This is a genomic window from Porphyromonas gingivicanis JCM 15907 (assembly GCF_000614585.1).
Lineage (GTDB): Bacteria > Bacteroidota > Bacteroidia > Bacteroidales > Porphyromonadaceae > Porphyromonas > Porphyromonas gingivicanis.
Map to the genome: position 1 here is coordinate 266,426 of NZ_BAKX01000001.1, position 18,833 is coordinate 285,258.

The 18,833-nt window shown below is 41.1% G+C and carries 9 protein-coding genes and 1 pseudogene; 7 read left to right on the forward strand and 3 right to left on the reverse strand.

The window, feature by feature from the left end; genetic code table 11:
* Positions 1-76 precede the first annotated feature (76 nt).
* From JCM15907_RS01180 to JCM15907_RS11930, 5 genes are all read left to right on the forward strand, one after another.
* On the forward strand, positions 77-1,633 hold the full coding sequence (locus JCM15907_RS01180; RefSeq protein ID WP_025842386.1) for a sensor histidine kinase: 1,557 nt from the start codon (positions 77-79) through the stop codon (positions 1,631-1,633).
* A 103-nt stretch (positions 1,634-1,736) separates the two neighbouring features.
* Complete coding sequence (gene rprY, locus JCM15907_RS01185; RefSeq protein ID WP_025842387.1) at positions 1,737-2,462, forward strand: response regulator transcription factor RprY; 726 nt, start codon at positions 1,737-1,739, stop codon at positions 2,460-2,462.
* Between the two features lie 810 nt (positions 2,463-3,272).
* Complete coding sequence (gene rpiB / locus JCM15907_RS01190; protein ID WP_025842388.1) at positions 3,273-3,704, forward strand: ribose 5-phosphate isomerase B; 432 nt, start codon at positions 3,273-3,275, stop codon at positions 3,702-3,704.
* A 235-nt stretch (positions 3,705-3,939) separates the two neighbouring features.
* The gene (gene uvrA, locus JCM15907_RS01195) at positions 3,940-6,774 is read left to right on the forward strand and encodes an excinuclease ABC subunit UvrA (protein WP_025842389.1); all 2,835 of its coding nucleotides are present in this window, start codon (positions 3,940-3,942) and stop codon (positions 6,772-6,774) included.
* Positions 6,775-6,792: 18 nt separating this feature from the next.
* Entirely contained in the window at positions 6,793-7,134 is a 342-nt protein-coding gene (locus tag JCM15907_RS11930) for a MerR family transcriptional regulator (RefSeq protein WP_025842390.1), read from the forward strand.
* Between the two features lie 23 nt (positions 7,135-7,157).
* Here JCM15907_RS11930 and JCM15907_RS01205 read toward each other — a convergent pair whose 3' ends face one another.
* The 3 genes from JCM15907_RS01205 to JCM15907_RS11935 form a co-directional block, all read right to left on the reverse strand.
* Positions 7,158-7,661, reverse strand: coding sequence for a regulatory protein RecX (locus JCM15907_RS01205; RefSeq protein WP_025842391.1), 504 nt, complete (start codon positions 7,659-7,661; stop codon positions 7,158-7,160).
* Between the two features lie 3 nt (positions 7,662-7,664).
* On the reverse strand, positions 7,665-8,597 hold the full coding sequence (gene prmC / locus JCM15907_RS01210; RefSeq protein ID WP_051522310.1) for a peptide chain release factor N(5)-glutamine methyltransferase: 933 nt from the start codon (positions 8,595-8,597) through the stop codon (positions 7,665-7,667).
* Positions 8,598-8,719: 122 nt separating this feature from the next.
* Positions 8,720-9,997 carry a leucine-rich repeat domain-containing protein gene (locus JCM15907_RS11935; RefSeq protein WP_025842393.1) on the reverse strand — a complete coding sequence of 426 codons (1,278 nt, stop codon included), beginning with the start codon at positions 9,995-9,997 and terminating at the stop codon, positions 8,720-8,722.
* Between the two features lie 354 nt (positions 9,998-10,351).
* Between JCM15907_RS11935 and ruvA the strand changes: the two genes are divergently transcribed.
* Positions 10,352-10,954: a Holliday junction branch migration protein RuvA gene (gene ruvA, locus JCM15907_RS01220; RefSeq protein ID WP_025842394.1), complete on the forward strand. Its 603-nt coding sequence runs from the start codon at positions 10,352-10,354 to the stop codon at positions 10,952-10,954.
* A 111-nt stretch (positions 10,955-11,065) separates the two neighbouring features.
* Positions 11,066-18,508, forward strand: a pseudogene (gene sov, locus JCM15907_RS10020) (T9SS outer membrane translocon Sov/SprA).
* Positions 18,509-18,833 lie beyond the last annotated feature (325 nt).

Sequence of the window (18,833 nt, forward strand, 5' to 3'; positions counted from 1 at the left end):
TTGTTACATACGAGGGAGAATAGTGAGGCTTTTTAAGGACTCGCTCTTAAAGATTTAGTGGGTCAAAGAGATTGTGATGAAAAAGAAAAGGTTATATAACGTTCTTATAGTTGTGGCTTCGGTAGCGTTGCTGGCAACTCTTCTTTTGCAGATAAAGTATATGCTTGAGATGAGAGATAGCTACAACGATCAGTTTTTCAAGTTGGCACAATCTGCTGCATCTAAGGCAAAAGATATTGTCGAAAAGGAGGCCATTTCTACTTTCATTATTGAAAATCTTCAGGAGCATTCCCCTCTCTTAGAAAAGAGTCAGTACACCTCTCCCTATTTGAACGATCCAAAACTCAATGAGATTGAAAAGTTAGCTAAGTGGGGGGCTTTAATTAGCTCTTCTCCTTTTTCCTCTTGTCCTCCTTGGATGCAGAACTACAACTCGGATACTTATTCGCATACATCGATTTCTTTGGATGCCCAGAAGAGGCTTACTGAGGCTTATTTTTTTCAGCATGAAGCTATTAGTGACATTATCTTGTCTTCGATTATCAATTTGGACAATGATATGCGCCCTATGTGTGAAAAGATTTCGCATATAACTCTTTTGAAGTCTTTGAAGCATAATCTTTTTTTGGTGGGCATCGAAGAGCCTTTTGTTTACAAAATACATGATCGTAAAGAGAAAGTTATATATGAAATGGGCCCTCCCTATGGGATTGTTGGTTCTGAGAAAAACTCTATTCGATTGCCCCTTTTTGATAAAATAGCGTTGGGAAATGCTTCTTCTGGATTCATTGAGGTGATTTTTTACGAGCACAACGACTATCAAAACGTCTTTTCTTATGCTATACCTTCTTTTATTTCCATAATAACGGTCTTTCTCCTTTTTGTTATTGCTGTGGTGCTTTACTCTCGACAACAGATATTCGAGAAAGATAGGCACAACTTTGTACACAATATGACACACGAGTTAAAGACGCCTGTAACGTCTATTAAGTTGGCCTCGAGCATGTTGAGTCAAGACTCTATAATAACTAATAAGGAGAGAAGTAAAAAGATACTCGAAGCTATGCAGAGCGAGGCAGAGCGTCTTTTTTTTCTTGCAGATAAGATTTTGCAGTTTACCTTAATCAATGAGGGCAAGGTGTGTTACCATTTTTCGTGGTTTGATTGTACCAATTTAGTTGAGCACGCACTTACTCTGTATCGCTTGCAATGCGAACGTTTAGGAGGCTCTATGGAGGGTTATTTTGAGGCTACGGATACTTATGTGAATGCCGATAAGATACATCTGCAGAACGTTATATTTAACCTCTTGGAGAATGCCATTAAATATAGGAAGCCCGATGAAGCTCCCATTCTCTCTATATCTATGACCAATCCCATGCCCAATGTTCTACGCATTGCTATAAAAGATAATGGTATAGGGATAGCCAAAGTAGATCAAAAAAATATTTTCCGTCAATATTTTAGAGTGGATACAGGTAACGTACATGATACAAAAGGCTTTGGATTGGGGCTTGCCTATGTGGCGAAAACAGTAAAAGATATGGGCGGAAAAGTGGGTGTTGAGAGTAAGTTGAACGTGGGTACAACTATGATTGTGGACTTACCCGCGGAAGAACTTATACAAAGATAGGAGAATAAAATAAACCTTTTACACGTTTATTTGTTATAATATATATATCTGTGGGGAGATATAGTGATAAAAAGAACGAGATGAAATATAATAATAGATGGCTATGGACGAAAAATTGAAAATCTTTTTCTGTGAAGACGACGAAAATTTGGGTATGTTGCTCAAAGAATTCTTAGATACAAAGGGGTTCGACACAGATCTTTTCCGTGATGGAGAAGAGGGGATACGTAATTTTGAAAAAACGCAATATGATCTTTGTATCTTAGATGTGATGATGCCTCTCAAGGATGGTTTTTCTGTTGCTCAAGAGATACGCTCTGTAAATAGCACAGTGCCTATCATCTTCTTGACGGCGAAAACTATGAAAGAGGATGTTCTTCATGGGTTTACTGTAGGGGGGGACGACTATGTTACCAAGCCTTTCAGTTTGGATGAATTATTAGCTCGTATTGAGGCTATTATGCGTCGTGTGAGAGGTGTAGATTCTCGCATTAGACCTTACTACCAATTGGGTAAGTTTGTTTTTGATACACAGAAGCAAACCTTGACTTTGGGTTCGCAGGTTACAAAATTAACTACCAAGGAGAGTCAGCTTTTAGCTCTGTTGTGTAGTTTTGCTAATGAAACCTTGGAACGTAATTATGCCCTCAAAACTATTTGGGAGAATGATAATTACTTTAATGCTCGTAGCATGGACGTTTACATTACCAAATTGCGTAAGATTTTGAAGGCAGATCCTTCTCTCGAAATCAAGAATGTGCATGGGCGTGGCTATCGTTTGAATACAACGGGTGTAAACATCCCCGAAGATAAGATAACGAAACTCTAAGACGTCGGCTGTACAAACCAAAATTGTAGAGATACCTAAGATTTCCTTTTGCAAAGGATTATCTTGGGTATCTTTTTTATGGAGGGTGTTTTAATTGCATTTTAGACACATTTCTCGTAAATGCGTTTCAAAGTACGTAAATTACAATGCGCTAAGAATGAAACTAAAAGGAAGTGTTTGGGAGTACGTAACTAAAGTCAGGGTTTACAAGTAAGGTAGTAATCTGTGTATTATGAACTCCGTCAAGCTATAGTGGTAAGTCATAAAACCTATATAAGTTTCGGGAGTTTGTATGGAGGGTTTCTTGAGTTAGGAATATACCTTTTGATAATGTCGTATGCCATCGCACTCGCTACGTTATTATTGATATTTAGGATTGATAATACCTATCTTTTTCTTGTCCTTTATCCAAGTCTTAGGTTCTTGTCTTGGCAGAGTACTACTTTTACTCTACTCTTATCTTTCGCAACCATTGTGATTACCGCATCCTATAGAGTCTTGAAAAATCTATACAAACTCTCTTTTGAGTGATTTGTGCAGTCCCCTTTGTTGATGCCGCTCTATACATCTTATCGTTTAGTATAGTATAAACGATTGATTTATAGTGATAAAGAAGATAGTTGGAAATGTTGAGGCAAGGGATTGATAAGATAGTAAAACAAAAAACTTGCCCATAGCATCGTTTCAAACCCTATTTATATATAGCTTTGTAGCTACTTATATTGGAAATCAAAAGAGTTGTATCTTTTTGCTTCTTGAAATTGTAGAAATTGAGAGTACCCGATAGATACGACTGAAAAAAAGAGAAGTATGAAGTTCGGATTGTGTTGTGACCATGCTGGTTACTTATTGAAAGAGCAAGTGAAAAAGTTATTAACCGAAAAGGGATATGAGTGTGTCGATTTCGGAACCTATTCAGAAGAAAGAGCGGACTATCCCGATTTTGCGCACCTGTTGGGAAAGGCAATTGATGCGCAAGAGCTCCCTATGGGCATTGCTATATGTGGTTCGGGCAATGGTATTTCTATGGCTTTGAATAAACATAGAGGAGTGCGTGCAGCACTCTGTTGGCAAGAAGAGTTAGCTGCTTTGGCAAGAGCGCATAATGATGCTAATGTACTCTCTCTTCCTGCGCGCTTTATTTCGTTCGAAGAGGCAGAGAAGATAGTAAACGCCTTTTTATCTACTGATTTCGAAGGAGGACGCCACGAAGCGAGAATAGCCAAGATACCCTTGTGTTAAATTGCGAAAGAGAGGGCGAAATCCTTTTTACTCCTTCTTTTATTAAGGTGTTTCAGAGTGCATAAAGTACAACACGCTAATAACTGAGACTATAAGGTGCATGCTGAATTGTGACTAAGACTAAAGTGCGTAAGTGACACCATATTAACGCATTGTGCCGCATCGTCCTTGTGGATAGCGCCACTGTTCAGCGTCATAAGCAGGCACAAATGGATACCACAACCTATACGATAAAATGTCAAAAGCGATAAACGAAAAAGATGTCGGGAATATAGAGATTCGAGGCAATCGGGTGAATAACCTGAAGAATATAAACGTGTCTATCCCTCGAGGCAAACTTACCGTAATCACGGGAGTTAGTGGCTCGGGAAAGAGTTCCTTGGCATTTGATACTCTTTATGCAGAGGGGCAACGTCGTTATGTGGAGAGTTTGTCAAGTTATGCGCGTCAGTTTTTGAATCGTATGCCCAAGCCTGATTGCGACTTTATTCGGTATATTCCTCCAGCTGTGGCTATCCAACAGCGGGTTATTAGTCGCAATCCTCGTAGTACTGTCGGTACCATTACAGAGATTTATGATTTTCTGAAGATGCTCTATGCCCGCTTTGGACATACTTACTCGCCCATATCGGGAGAGGAGGTAAAGAAGCATACTGTGCATGATGTAGTTGCTTTTACCAAAACTATGGAAGAGGGTACTCGATTTTACCTCTTGGCTCCTATACATTTATCCGGAGGGAATACGTTACGAACCCAACTTCAGCTCTATCAAAGTTCGGGCTTTGGTCGTGTAGCTATTAATCATACTGTTTATTATATCGATGAAGTTCAGGATACTCTATTGGAGCAAGGCGATTGTTTTTTGGTCATAGACAGACTGAGCGTGCGCCGAGAGGAAGCAGCCTATGAAACTCGATTGGCAGACTCTGCCGAAATAGCTTTTTATGAGGGGCATGGTTCTTGCTATATTGCGGAGGCATCTAAAGAGGGGTATCGTCAAATGTATGCTTTTAGCAATAGGTTTGAGGCGGATGGTCGACTTTTTGTAGAACCAGCTCCAGAGCTCTTTGATTTTAATAGTCCCACGGGGGCTTGTCCGAAGTGTGAGGGGTATGGGAAAACTATTGGTATCTCTACCCACTTAGTTATTCCACAAGAGGGGCTTTCGGTCTACGAAGGAGCTGTGGCTTGTTGGCATGGTCCCAAAAGTAGTGAGTGGAAAGAGATGTTTATGCGTGCTGCTTGTGCTTATGATTTCCCCATTCACAAACCCTATAATCAACTCTCCCAAGAAGAAAAAGATTTGTTATGGAAGGGAGTTGCTCAGCCTAAACAGGGGATGCCTGCGGTCTATGGTATTGATGCTTTCTTTGAAATGCTCCATAAAGATCGTTACAAAGTTCAAAATAGAGTACGGATTGCTCACTTTAGTGGAAAAACAGTTTGCCCTTTGTGTTATGGAAGACGCCTCAAAGAGGATGCTTTTTATGTGCTTTTTGAGGGGAAAAAGATTTATGAAATAACTTCTATGTCCATTGCAGATGCGAAGGATTTTTTCAATGGAGTCGTATTACCAGAACCTATGGCAGAGGCTGCTCAGCGACTGCTTTTTGAAATTCGTTCTCGCCTTTCTGTTCTTTGCGATGTAGGGTTGCAGTATCTTACGTTGGACCGCCCTTCTAATACGCTGTCAGGTGGAGAGAGCCAGCGTGTTACCTTGGCTACTCGTTTGGGGAGTAATTTGTATGGTGCAATGTATGTATTGGACGAACCAAGTATCGGATTGCATGAGCGAGATACGGAGCGTTTAATCTCTGTAATTGAGCGCTTGAGAGATGCTGGCAATACATTAGTTGTTGTAGAGCATGATGAGAATATGATGCGAGCGGCAGACTATCTCATAGACATAGGGCCTGATGCTGGTAGTTGGGGTGGAGAGATTGTTTTTGCTGGAACTCCTTCCCAAATCAATGACCAAACTCCAGGATACACAGCGGCTTTTCTTTCGCATAAGGCTTCAATACCTCTCCCTCTACAGAGACGCCGGTGGCACAAATACATTGAGGTGCATAATGCAGCGAAAAACAATCTTAAGAACTTAACGGTACGCATCCCTTTGGAAGTAATGACGGTTGTTACAGGGGTTAGCGGTTCGGGCAAAAGTACATTGGTGCGAGATGTTCTTTTTGAAGAATTGTCTCGTATATTGGATGAACCCTATCCTACACAATCGAAAAGTCAAATTATTTCGGGAGATATTGGCTGTCTTAAAGATGTTGAGTATGTCGACCAAAATAGCACGGGGCGTAATGCTCGTTCCAATCCTGTTACCTATATAGGAGCTTACGATGATATTCGTGCATTGTATGCCCAGCTACCCCTCTCCAAACAGATGGGATATACCCCTTCTATGTTTAGTTTTAACCGAGAGGGAGGTCGCTGTGAAGAGTGTAAAGGAGAGGGGACCATTACGGTAGAGATGCAGTTTATGGCAGACCTTACCCTTACCTGTGAGGTATGTGAGGGTAAACGATTTCGCCGTGAGATTTTAGATGTTCTTTATCATGATAAGAATATCTACGACTTGCTTAATATGACCATTAACCAAGCGGTAACTTTCTTTGAAGAATACCCCACTAAGGGATATACAGAGTCGATTATATCTCGTCTCTCTGTACTCCAAAAGGTTGGATTAGGGTATTTGAAAATGGGGCAAAATAGCTCTACACTGTCTGGTGGAGAGAGCCAGCGACTAAAGTTGGCTTTTCACTTAAGTAATCCTTCTTCCGAACCTTCCCTCTTTATCTTTGATGAACCTACTACGGGGCTACACTTTCAAGATATATCCGTTTTGATGAAAGCCTTTGATGCGCTTATTGATCAGGGGCATACGGTTTTGATTATAGAGCATAATCTTGATGTAGTGAAGTGTGCCGATTATGTAATTGATATGGGGCCCGAAGGAGGAATGAATGGGGGAAATGTGGTGGCGGTAGGTACTCCTGAAGATATCGTCTCCGTGGCAACCTCCTACACAGGAGCTTTTTTGAAGAAGAAGCTAAAAGTATAAATAGTAGCACTTATGTCAATGAAGAAGTATTATTCCTCATCGGAGGTAGCCACACTTTTGGGAATAGATGTGAGTACTTTGTACTACTGGGAGAAGACTTTTAATATACTTCCCGAGCGCACTGCTACACAAAGAAGGCGCTATACTCCCACTCAAGTAGAGCAGTTACGTACAGTATATTACTTGATTAAGGTAAAAGGTCTCAAAGGGGAAGGGGTTAAAAGAGTTTTGGAAGATGGTAAAGCTCTCTCGGTAGAGGAGCGAAAGGCAAAGGCGGTAGCAGGTCTCAAAAGGGCAGACAAAACGGTACGAGAGTTGCTAACACAGTTGAGGGCTTTTTATAAGGCTTCTCTGAAATAAGAGGCAAGCAGGATAGTTTATTTTTACTTTTGGCCTAACTCTTGATTAAATTGGTTAAGAATGGCTTTCCCGAGGGTTACAACCATCTCTCTTTTGAACCCTTTGTTTACGAAATTGTCAAATAGTTTCCATACCTCCTCGTCAAAGTTTTTTCCCTGGTCTTCGGATTCTTGGAGTTTTAGGAATAGTCTTTTTTCTAAAAGAGGTTTGAGTATTTCTTCCTCTCCTTCTTCCTCCATAACTTGTTGAGTTATTTGCTCCACTGGGTATTCAGGTAAGTTACGCATCAAAAGTTCTCTTCGGATTTTATAGTACCCCCAATGAGAAAAGCGGAGCTTATCGGAGGCAAAGGCACGGATAAAACGGTTTTCATCAATTAATCCTTCCTCTTGTAATTGCTCGATGAATGGCTTGCAATCGCTTCCTTCGATTTCTTTTTTTCGTAACCATACCTCTATATCCATGGGGCATCTTTCGGCACGATTACAGTAGCTACGCAATTGTTTGTATATCTTTTCCTTTTCCATCCTTTAGGCTATTATTGTTGCTGTAACAAAACGATTATGTCCGCTCAAATCTTGGCGTAGTTGTACATCTTGAAATAGGGAGTCAGCTTCGAAAAGTTGCTTGGTCTCTTCTCCCAGTAGAGCATTGATTTCTACATAAAGTCGAGCTTTAGGGGCAAGAGGTAGTACGTGACAGAGTCTTATGATGCCTTCGTAGAAGTATAAAGCATTTTCTTCGGGGGCAAAGAGTGCCATAGAGGGTTCACTGTTGAGTACATGCTGTGCCATATCTTTACTCTCTATGGGTTGTATATAGGGAGGGTTGCTCACTACTATATCTATGTTTGCAGTAACAGAGGTTAACCAATCAGAGGGAGAAAAAAGGTCTCCTTCGATGAGTTGTAGGGGAGAAATAGCCTTTTTTTCTTGGTAGTATTGAATGTTGCTATGGGCTATGGTTATTGCTTCGTCTGATTTTTCCAAAGCAAAACCTGTACTTTCGGGTAATCCATAGGCTAAAGAGAGGGCTATACATCCACTTCCTGTACCTATGTCTATATAGCCTAAGCCTTTTTTACCTCTCATTTCTTCAAGAATAAGGGCTACCATCTCTTCTGTTTCGGGGCGAGGAATTAGGACTCCCTTACCAACAGATAATTGGAGAGAACCAAATTCAACAGAACCTTGTATGTATTGAATAGGCTCTCCCGATTGTAGGCGAAAGATGGCTTGTTTTAGTTGTTCTTCTTTTTCGAGAGAGAGGAGACATTTGTCGTCTGCCAATAGCACTTGACTTCTTGATAAGGAGAGTAATGTACCCAATAGATCTAAGGCGATGAAACGACACTCCTGTGGAGAATAAAGATGCGCTATTGATCGTTGTATATGACTTCGAGCCTGTTCGATACTTAACATACCCACAAAGGTAAATCTTTTGTTTTCAAGAAGTGGAGGCATAAGAATGAGGCGATGACCTAAGAGGTAAGCATTCTATACTTCTTGAAGTCATTTCCTCATTCTATTCGATTTTATGTGAAGGATACTAAGACATTGATTCCAATAGAGACCATTCTCCAATATTATATGGTAAATCGAAAACACTCGTTACCTATCTTTATGAAATATATGCCATTTACAAGATAGCTTACATCTACTATGAGGATCTCTTTGGCTTTGCTTTGTGTTCTATATAGGAGCTGTCCATTGCTGGAATAAAGTAAGATGGGGGTTAATTCGTTTACCCCTTCTATTTGTAGTTGCTTCGTTGTAGAAGAAAGAACGATACGTATATGAGAGTCCTCTACATAATCTACAGCTGTGTCTTCACTACCTTCGTAAGGCTTGTCATTGGTATCAAATATACCCCAGTTTTTTTGGGTAGCTATGGCAACCTGCTTTTTAGTACATATGTTCTTTTCGCCAGCTCCTTCGTCTGGGTTTATGAGGTACATATACCCAGGAGCTTTTCCTGTTCGGTCGGCTAAGCTGGTTAGTAATTTGGTCATCTCCTCATCTTTTAATTGATTTACATCACACCTAAACCAAGAGATGAGTTTATTATTTGTTACATTCAGTGCTGTGAGTTTATTGTTGCCACAGTCAAACTCTTTTAATTCCGTATTGTTCGACAAGTCTATTGCTCTAAGTTGATTGGCATAACAAGATAGATCGGTAAGTTTTGGATTATGTGTAATGTCTAATATGGAGAGTTGATTGTCGCCACACCAAAGTTTTGTAAGGTCGGGCAGTTGGGTAACATCTAAGATTTTTATCTTGTTACCATAACACTCCAGACGAGTCAATTTGTTATTTTGGGTAACATCTAAAGCACTCAATTCATTCTTGTAGCAGAACAGTCCTGTTAAGAGTACATTCTTCGATACGTTGAGAGTTTGTAGGCTGTTAGAGAAACAGTTTAGTTCTGTAAGCTCTTTGTTCTTCGTGATGTCGAGAGTCGAAAGATTATTTTTATGACACCAAATTTCCTGTAATGAAGGGCATTTGGAGACATCAAGGTTAGTAAGTTTATTCTTTTCACACCAGAATATCGTTAAATCTCCATATAGGGTTAGGGTAGTAGCTTCTTTTAGAGTCAGCTTGTTGCTCTCATTGTACTTCGTAATTTCCTCTCCTACATCATAGCTTCCATTGGCATTCATATCAATCCAAACATTTTTGGGAGTGTCGGGAGCTACGTTTAATCTAAGGGAGATGCTCTCTCCTTTTTTCTTACTTGTTGTAAATGTAATGGAAGGGCCATCAGTGGGGGCTGCTACGAAGTCCTGTGCCGAGAGAGAATCGGGTTGAGCAATTAACAGGGTTAGCCCTGATAGTAGGAGTAATACTGGCTTTTTCATAGGCTTGTCTTATAATATTAAAGTGAAACTTATTCTTTTAGGAAATCCATAGAAGTGCTTTGCTCTTCTACGAAACGAAACTAAAGCAAAAGAGTTGTAATGTTTTTGTAAATGTAGTTATATCTAACTTATTTCGAAATAATTGGAGAGAAGATAGTTGAGATGATCTTCATTCCTATTAGTTTGTGAGTAGTTCCTTTCTTCCATTAGTTAAGTTATTCTTTGAATACTTTGTGCATATCTCCATCTTCCTTGAGATAGCATGGCTCTTCTTTGGAATATTTACCTTTGTGGGTGAGTTATGGGCAATATGCAAGATAATTAGCGTTGTTATAAGTAACTATTACTATCATTATGATTGCTTACCTTGAGGGAAAAATTGACCGACTAACCCCTACCAATGCTCTGATAGATTGTTCTGGAGTAGGATATGATGTGCAGATTACACTTACAGATTACACCTTTCTACAGGGCAAAGAGAAAGCACGTCTTTGGATAACGGAGATTATTCGAGAAGATGCTCATCTTCTTTTCGGTTTTGTTCGTGAGGAGGCTCGTTCTTTCTTTGATAAACTCTGCTCTGTATCAGGAGTTGGCCCCTCTACAGCTCGCTTGATTTTATCGTCTTATACTCCCATTGACTTGGCTACAATTATTCAAAATGGTTCTGTAGACCTTTTGAAAAATGTGAAAGGCATAGGGCTAAAAACGGCTCAGCGTATAGTAGTCGATTTGAAGGGAAAAATAGACCTCTCTTCTTTGGATGAAGGAGGAACTGTTACAGCTCTGCAAAAAGAAACCTCAGTAAATGTCCAAATCGTTGATGAGGCACAACGAGCATTGAAGATGTTGGGTTTTCAAGATGCACCTGTCCGTAGGGCGGTCAGATCGTTGATAGATGCAGAACCTACTCTTTCGGTAGAGGAGATTGTAAAACGAGCATTGAAGATGCTGTAAAAATCATCAATGCGTAGATAGAGAGACCTCCTAATTCGTATGTCGTACCGTTCTCATTTTCGCTTCTTCTACTCGCTGTTGTTTTTGCTGGTCTTTTCTATGGGAGCAGCTATGGGCAATCATCTCTTTTTTGAATCGACCGAAAGAGTTACCCCTGCTCGACCAAAAGTACAATCGACTACTCATAGGGTAGTAGGAGATTCGTTGCGCTATCCTGTACGTAAAACGACTCCTGAGAGCTATCTCGACTTGGAGCAGAAGCATCCTGCCGATTTGCGAAATCCGTCTCTTTTGAAAGAGGAATTTATCTATGATATAGATACGGGCAATTATCTTTACATAACCACCTTTAATGGACAGCGTATAGGGACTCCCATTGCTTATACTCCCAAACAGTATTGGGAGTACATAAAACGTAAAAAGGGAAATAGCTATTTCATTCAAAAGGACGAAGAGGAAGCTAAGGAGAGTGGAAAGAAACAATTCAACCCTTTTGATTTTGGCTTTGAGTTGGGGCCTGCTGAGAAAATTTTTGGTCCGGGAGGAGTCAAGTTGCGCACCCAAGGTTCTGCCGAAGTGCTTATGGGAGTTAAGAGTAGTGCAACGGAAAATCCTTCTCTTCCTCAGAATGCTCGCCGACATACGTTTTTTGATTTTGATCAAAAGATACAAGCCAATGTACAGGCTTCTGTGGGTACGAAACTCAATTTTAGCCTAAATTACAATACCGAGAGTACGTTCGACTTTGATTCCAAGAAGCTAAAACTCTCTTACGAGGGCGAAGAGGACGATATAATAAAGCTGATTGAAGCAGGCAATGTGTCGTTACAACCCAAAAATTCGCTGATACAAGGTGGAGCTTCTCTTTTTGGGTTACATACAAAGATGCAATTTGGGAAGCTCGATTTGAGTTTGGTGGTGAGCCAGCAGGAGGCGGAGACCAAGCGAATTAGTTCGGAGGGTGGGGCTCAAACCACTCCGTTCGAGTTCTCTGCTAATAACTACGACGAAAATCGCCACTTCTTTTTAGGGCACTATTTTCGAGACCATTACGATCAAGCCCTTTCGACCTTGCCCTTCATCTCTTCGGGCATTGTTATCAATCGTGTAGAACTCTGGGTAACCAACAAGCGTACTCGTTTTGAAGATGCACGTAACATTGTTGCCTTTACCGATTTGGGAGAGCCTAAACGTCTCTCTGCTAAGGGAGTATCTCCTTTAGGCCTTGAGATACCTGACAATAAAGCCAACACTCTTTATTCTTCTCTTTTAGCTCTTCCTGATTTAAGAAAAATAGATCGCGTGTCGCAGGTTCTGCAAGGACTCTATGAAGGGGGAAAGGATTATGAGAAGTTAGAGAGTGCCCGTCGACTTACCGAAAACGAATACACCTCAATAATAATTTGGGGTATATCTCTCTCAACGTGCGTTTGACTACAGATGAGGTGCTCGCTATTGCCTATGAATATACTTATAAGGGGCAGGTATATCAGGTCGGAGAGTTTAGTACAGACCGTAGTGATAGTAGTACAGACAATCTTTATGTCAAGCTTTTGAAAGGTTCGGCAATGACTACTTCTTCTCCCTACTGGTATTTTATGATGCGTAACGTGTACGCTTTGGGGACTAATGTTTCGGACTTGCAGGAGGAACGTTTTCGATTAGATATTCTTTACAAAGACGATAAACTCGGCACAGCTATTCCCTATTTGAATGAGGGTCCTACTAAGGGGCAACTTTTGATACGCACTTTAGACATGGATCGCTTGGATAGACGTAATGAAGCACATCCTGATGGTGTTTTTGACTTTGTACGTGGCTATACGGTCAATCCACAGAGAGGGCTTATTATCTTCTCTACAGTCGAACCCTTTGGTGCCACATTGCGCAGAAAAATAGGAGATCCAATTATAGCCGATAAATATGTTTATCAAGAGATATACGATACTACCTCTGTAGCTGCACGTCAGGTAACCGAGCGGGATAAATTTATATTGCGAGAGAGTATAAAGCCTCTTCGAGTGGTCAGATAAGTCTTGGAGCAGGAATTGCCAATGTTACTCCAGGTTCGGTACGAGTAACTGCTGGGGGAGTTATTCTTACGGAAAATGTAGATTATACCGTTAATTATGCCATGGGTACGGTAACTATTCTGAATGAATCTATTCTGAATAGTGGAACACGTGTAGATGTGTCGCTTGAGAATAGAGGACTCATGAATATGCAACGGAAAACTATGGTAGGGGTGGATATGAACTATCATTTTACCAAAGATTTAGTTTTAGGAGGTACTTTTATGCACCTCAGTGAAATGCCTCTGACCACCAAAACCCCTATTGGAAGCGAATCTATGCGAAATACCCTTTGGGGGCTTAATTTGAGTTATCGAACAGATTGGCAGGGTTTGACTAATTGGATTGATAAGCTCCCATTTCTCAACCTTACCCAACCGAGTGAGCTTCGCTTTAATGCTGAGTTTGCCCACTTAATACCTGGACATTATGAGGGTCGCTATGCTAAAGGCTACAGCTATATAGATGATTTTGAGACTTCTCAAAACTCTATTGATTTGATGAATCCTTACTCTTGGATGCTTTCCTCTACACCTTATCACGATGGCGGTAAGCCGCTTTTCCCCGAAGCAACGCTCTCCAACGATGTACGTTACGGAGAGCACCGAGCTCGGTTGGCATGGTTCTACATAGACCCTATGTTCAATAGAGCCAATTCTTCTCTGACTCCCTCCTATATCCGCAATAATTTGGATCTGCAGAGCAATCACTTTGTGCGAGAAATCAATATACAGGAGCTTTTCCCATATAGAGATTTTTCTCAGTCTCACTATAGCTATTTGCAAACTTTTAATCTTTCTTATTACCCTAAAGAGAGAGGCCCTTATAACTTGAACTATCAGGCTTTACTACCCGATGGCACCTTGGCCAATCCTGAAAAAAATTGGGGTGGGATTATGAGAAAGATAGATCAAAGCGACTTCGAGGCTGCCAATATTGAGTACTTGGAGTTTTGGTTAATGGATCCGTTCGTCTATAATAAGACGACTTCTGTAGGGGGTGATTTTTACATTAATCTTGGTGAAATTAACGAAGAGGTCTTGAGGGACGAGAAAAAGTTTTTTGAAAATGGAATGCCCCTCAATAACGATCCACAGGCTACGGTAGAAACTGTTTGGGGGAAAGTTCCTATCCGCCAAGGTACAGGATATGCCTTTGATAACTCGCCTGGGGCGAGAGCTAAGCAAGATGTCGGATTTAATGGGCTTACTGACCAAGAGGAACAAGTCTGGGCTTCGTATGTAAGTTATTTGAACGAAGTCAAAAACAAGGTTACTCCCGAAGTTCTTCAACGCTGGGCTTCCGATGCGGTAAGTCCTCTGAATGACCCCGCTGGAGATAACTTTCTGCACTATAGAAATGCTCGTTTTGACGAAATACAAGCTCCTATCTTAGACCGCTACAAATACTACAATGGGGTGCAGGGCAATAGTGCCGAGGCTACTGATAATAACGATATATATAGTATTGCCAGTCGTATAGTACCCGATGTAGAAGACATCAATCAAGATAATACCCTTAATGAGAATGAAAAATACTTCCAGTACAAGATAGCCTTGCGTCCTGATCAGATGGTAGTGGGTAAAAACTATATTGTCGATGTACGTCCTGCTGCAGTTACACTGCCCAATGGGAAACAAGAGACAGTAAGTTGGTATCAATTTAAGGTACCCGTTCGAGACTTTAGCCAAAAGGTGGGGGGCATAGCAGATTTCAAGAGTATACGTTTCATTCGTCTCTTCCTTACGGATTTTAAAGAGGAACTCTTCTTGCGCTTCGGTACATTCAAATTAGTACGAGGCGATTGGAGACAGTATGAAAGAGAACTACACGACCCCTCTTTACAGCCTATTTCTAAGGCAACTTTGGAGGTTAGTGCCGTCAATATAGAGGAGAACGGCGACCGTCAGCCTATCAACTATGTATTGCCTCCTGGTGTATTGCGAAGCTTAGACCCCTCTGCCTCTCAAACTACACAGCAGAACGAGCAATCTTTGAGTCTTAAAATCTCCAAGTTGGCCCCTGGAGATGCTCGTGCAGTTTATCGTAATACAGGCTTAGACCTCCGTCGTTATAAGCGTTTAGAGCTGTTTACTCATGCTGAACGTTTAGTGAGCGATGAGACCAATACTTCCAATGGCGATTTATCTGTTTTCATTCGTTTGGGTAGTGACTATCGAAATAACTACTACGAATACTCTGTACCGTTAAACATGACACCTTTTGGAGTGTATAGTACCGATATTGCCCAAGATCGCCGTACGGTTTGGCCAGAGGAGAATAAGTTAGATATTATGCTTGCAGCCCTTACAGAACTCAAAAGAGAACGTAATAGAGCTAAGAGCGAGGGTAGAGAAGAGGCTGATTTCTTCAAGCGTTATACCAAAGCAGACCCTAGTAATCCGAGGAATACAATATCGGTTATGGGTAACCCTTCGTTGTCTAATGTTAAGACTATAATGATAGGGGTACGCAATAATGCTCATGATGTAAAGAGTGCAGAGATCTGGGTCAATGAGATGCGATTGAGCGACTACTTGGAGCAAGGTGGCTGGGCTGCCAATGCCGATATGCAACTCAAAGTCAGTGATTGGGGAACTTTGGCTGTACGTGGTCAGATGCAGACAGCTGGTTTTGGTGCTCTGGACCAAACACTCTCACAACGTAGGCTTGAGGACTTGAGGCAAGTTAACCTTTCTGCAAACTTTGAAATGGGACGCTTCTTTCCTGAAAAAGCGAAGGTTACTATTCCTCTTTATTACACATTTACAGATGAACTTATTACACCACGTTATAATCCGTTAGACCAAGATGTACTTCTCTCGGATGCCATTAAATCTGTCGTAACTAAAGAGGAGCGAGACTCTATTGTCAGCCATGCAGTTACTCAGACACGTTCGCACGCTTTCTCTTTGAGCAATATGAGAGTTGGTATAAAGAGTAAAACCCCAATGCCGTATGACCCGATTAACTTCTCGGCTACTTACTCATATAGCCAAACAGATCATAATACGCCAGACTATGTATATGATCGCAAGAGAGATTGGCAAGCTGGATTAACTTATGACTACTCTCCCGTACTACCTCCGCTCAAACCTTTTTCTCGTATTAAGAGTAAGAATGCTGCCGTGCAAGTGCTGAAGTCTTACCAAATAAATTATTTGCCCTCTAAAGTAAGTTTCTCTACCTCTATGCTCCGTAACTATTCAGAGCAACAGGTACGCAACTTTATCCCTGGGGTGGGCGATGCTGCTCCCCTTCCCGCTACTTTCTTGCAAAACTTCCTTTGGGATAGAGCTGTGGCCCTTAATTGGAGCTTGACAACCAATTTGCAGTTTTCTTTCAAGTCGGGTACTAATGCACGTATCGAGGAGCCTTATGTTCAGGTAAATAGACAGTTAGAACCCGACAAATATAAGATTTGGAGAGACTCTGTTAATCGAAGTATTGCCGAGTTGGGTACTCCTATGAAGTATGATCAAACAGCCAATTTGACTTGGAAGTTACCCTTCTCTATAATCCCCTATATGAATTGGATTAACGGCTCTGTTACCTATACGGGAACTTATAATTGGGATTTAGGAGCACGTATGCCTAATGGCGATTTTATAGGTAACATAATCCGTAATGAGAGACGCATAGAGGGGGCTTTCTCGATGAATTTTACTCAACTTTATAAGCTCATCCCTTTCTTTGCCAGTATAGAAAAGTCGATCGGAAAGAGCTCTTTCGACACCCCCTCTCGGCAACGAATGTCCGAGAGACGAACAGAGAAGAAGCCCCTCCAACCCAAGAAATATACGCAAGATATAAAGCTACGAACCGATAGTACCACTATTATAAAACATAATTTAGGTTCTAAAAAATTAGATCTCAAAGCCACAACGAAAGAGGGGAGAAGCTATAAATTAAAAACCCGTATTGTTGATGCTAATTCGATAGAGATACGTAACCAAGATACCCTTTCGCTTAAAATTACGATAGCCGCTAAGGAGGAACGTTTTTTGGGCGATGATAGAGAGAGGACATCTTTTGTCAATCACATGCTCTACTCGCTCATGATGCTTAAGGATATTAATATAACATACAACCGCACCAATAACCTCAACTTGCCTGGGTTTATGCCTACTATACAGGCGGCAGGGGGGCAAAGTCGTACTCCTGTAGGATTGGCCCCGGGATTAGATTTTGCTTTTGGTTTTACAGACAATAGTTATGTAGAGAAAGCTGCAAACTATGGCTGGCTGACCCACGCTCAGGAAAATGTGAATCCTTCTGCTTACTCTCAAACAGATAATTTAGCAATACGTGTAACCTTGGAACCTATTAAGGACTTCCGCATCACGCTTACAGCCAATAGAGTTAATACAAAGAGAGAGGAAACTCAGTTCGTTTTTGCAGAGATGCCTCGAACTTATGGAGGTAACTTTACGATGACTACGATAGGTTTAAAGGGCTTTTTCTTTACTCCAATGGGGCAGATGGCTACTCATCTCCAGCTTTTAGTGACTTCTTAGCAGCTCGTTCCATCATTGCAGGTCGCTTTAGGGAGTTGTATGGAGCCTATTCTTCTTCGCAAAATGTCGTAGTTCGAGAAAATAGTACCGATGTGCTTATCCCTGCTTTTGTGGCAGCTTATAGCCAGAGAGATGCCCGCTCGGTCGATTTGAATCCTTTCCCTGCTCCAATGGCTCTTTTGCCTAACTGGAACATTACTTACACAGGGCTTTCCAAACTTCCGCTTTTTAAGAATTTATTCCGTAATATCGCACTTTCTCATGGCTATACTTCTACCTATTCGGTAGGGGCATATCAATCTTTATTGGGATGGAAACAGCTCTCTAATGATCCTTCTCTTCCTCTTGGATTTTTGAGAAATGCGCCTGCCAGTAATTTGTCTTCTCCTACAGGAGTGGTAGAGTCTTCGGGACAACAAATAGCATCACTACCTTTCAATATACCGTCGGTTACTTTGCAGGAAGGATTCAATCCCCTTGTCGGATTGGAGATTACTATGAAGAATGGTATGTCTCTCTCTTCTCGATGGAACAAACGTCGTACACTAAACTTGAATATTACCGCTTTTCAGTTGGTAGAGGCAGCTTCTGATGAACTTACAGCAGGGATAAGTTATAAAGTAGATAATTTCTTGACAATGATTGGGCTGAAAAAGAAGAAACGTTCTTCGGCAAAGGCTAAAGATGCTCTATTCTCTTCGGGAGGGGCCATGACACTGCGATTGGATTATTCGTACAATAGGTCTTCGATGCTTATCCGAAAAATTCAAGAAAACTTTACGCAGGCTACAAATGGTAATATTGCCCACAGCCTTAAATTTAGTGCAGACTATGCTTTGAGTAGAATGCTAACGCTTAGAGTCTACTATGATTGGAACATGAATCACCCTCTCGTAAGTACAGCCTCTTTCCCCACTCGTAATAGTAACTTTGGTGTCAGTTTGCGCATCAATCTAACCCAATAGTTTCTATACATTTAATTCCTTTCGATTATATACCTCGCAATACTTTTGTTGCGGGGTTTTGTTTTTGGTAGTTACTGATTGTATTATGTTATCCTCTTGGGCAAAAAGGGTCAATACTTTCTCTCCAAAGGATTAATGCTTCCGTCTAAAAGGGTCGAAGGTTTCGCTACAAAGGGTTAATGCTTTCATCTGGAGGAGTCTTTATGCCAACTCTCAAATAGGATGGAAACTTGTTTCTTTTAGGTAGACTTTGCAAGTCGAAGGTCGAAAAAGAGAAGTTACCTATGCCCAAAAGAAATCCCTTACCCTCTTCTCCTTTTACGAA

Bases quoted from the DNA above. Each gene is read 5' to 3' on its own strand.
- rpiB (WP_025842388.1), top strand. From the start codon at position 3,273: ATGAAGTTCGGATTGTGTTGTGACCATGCTGGTTACTTATTGAAAGAG.
- JCM15907_RS01205 (WP_025842391.1), bottom strand. From the start codon at position 7,661: ATGGAAAAGGAAAAGATATACAAACAATTGCGTAGCTACTGTAATCGT.
- JCM15907_RS11935 (WP_025842393.1), bottom strand. From the start codon at position 9,997: ATGAAAAAGCCAGTATTACTCCTACTATCAGGGCTAACCCTGTTAATT.
- rprY (WP_025842387.1), top strand. From the start codon at position 1,737: ATGGACGAAAAATTGAAAATCTTTTTCTGTGAAGACGACGAAAATTTG.
- uvrA (WP_025842389.1), top strand. From the start codon at position 3,940: ATGTCAAAAGCGATAAACGAAAAAGATGTCGGGAATATAGAGATTCGA.
- ruvA (WP_025842394.1), top strand. From the start codon at position 10,352: ATGATTGCTTACCTTGAGGGAAAAATTGACCGACTAACCCCTACCAAT.
- JCM15907_RS11930 (WP_025842390.1), top strand. From the start codon at position 6,793: ATGAAGAAGTATTATTCCTCATCGGAGGTAGCCACACTTTTGGGAATA.
- prmC (WP_051522310.1), bottom strand. From the start codon at position 8,597: ATGCCTCCACTTCTTGAAAACAAAAGATTTACCTTTGTGGGTATGTTA.
- JCM15907_RS01180 (WP_025842386.1), top strand. From the start codon at position 77: ATGAAAAAGAAAAGGTTATATAACGTTCTTATAGTTGTGGCTTCGGTA.